This is a genomic window from Rhodococcus sp. DMU2021, from assembly GCF_019641445.1.
GTDB lineage: Bacteria > Actinomycetota > Actinomycetes > Mycobacteriales > Mycobacteriaceae > Rhodococcus > Rhodococcus pyridinivorans.
Genome location: NZ_JAIFKB010000087.1, coordinates 1 through 1,226 on the forward strand (window position 1 = coordinate 1; position 1,226 = coordinate 1,226).

At 69.4% G+C, this 1,226-nt stretch carries 1 protein-coding gene; it reads left to right on the plus strand.

Going from position 1 to position 1,226, the window contains the following annotated elements:
• Positions 1 to 1,226: acetyl/propionyl/methylcrotonyl-CoA carboxylase subunit alpha (locus tag K3M35_RS25745; protein WP_220667283.1), on the plus strand; the 1,226-nt coding region annotated here is incomplete at both ends.

A 1,226-nucleotide genomic window follows, 5' to 3' on the forward strand; every position in this document is an offset into this window, starting at 1 on the left:
GCCAAGTCCGGCGCCGACGCCATCCACCCCGGCTACGGCTTCCTCTCCGAGAACGCCGACTTCGCCCAGGCCGTGATCGACGCCGGCCTCATCTGGATCGGCCCCTCGCCGCAGTCCATCCGCGACCTCGGCGACAAGGTCACCGCCCGCCACATCGCCGAGCGCGCCAAGGCTCCGATGGCGGCCGGCACCAAGGACCCGGTCAAGAACGCCGACGAGGTCGTCGAGTTCGCCGAGAAGTACGGCGTGCCGGTCGCGATCAAGGCCGCTTTCGGCGGTGGTGGACGCGGCATGAAGGTCGCGCAGACCATCGAGGAGATCCCCGAGCTGTTCGAGTCGGCCACTCGTGAGGCCGTCGCCGCCTTCGGTCGCGGCGAGTGCTTCGTCGAGCAGTACCTCGACAAGGCCCGCCACGTCGAGGCCCAGGTCATCGCCGACCAGCACGGCAACGTCATCGTCGCCGGCACCCGCGACTGCTCGCTGCAGCGCCGCTTCCAGAAGCTCGTCGAGGAGGCCCCCGCGCCGTTCCTGACCGACGAGCAGCGCAAGCGCATCCACGACTCCGCCAAGGCCATCTGCCGCGAGGCCGGTTACTACGGCGCCGGCACGGTCGAGTACCTCGTGCAGGGCGACACCGTCTCCTTCCTCGAGGTCAACACCCGCCTGCAGGTCGAGCACCCGGTCACCGAGGAGACCGCCGGCATCGACCTCGTGCGTCAGCAGTTCCGCATCGCCAACGGCGAGAAGCTCGAGCTCACCGAGGACCCGACCCCGCGCGGCCACAGCTTCGAGTTCCGCATCAACGGTGAGGACGCCGGTCGCGGCTTCCTCCCCGCTCCCGGCCCGATCACCGTCTACAAGGAGCCCACGGGCCCCGGCGTGCGTGTCGACTCGGGTGTCGTCGCCGGCGACGTCATCGGCGGTCAGTTCGACTCGATGCTCGCCAAGCTGATCGTCACCGGTGAGACCCGCGAGCAGGCGCTGCAGCGTGCTGCCCGCGCGCTGGCCGAGTTCGAGGTCGAGGGCCTGGCCACGGTGATCCCGTTCCACCGCCACATCGTCGAGAACCCGGCGTTCGTGGGCGACGGCGAGAAGTTCGACGTCTACACCAAGTGGATCGAGAACGAGTGGGACAACACCATCGAGCCGTACACCGGTGGTGCCCCGATCGAGGACGAGGACGAGGCCCTGCCGCGGCAGAACGTCGTCGTCGAGGTCGGCGGACG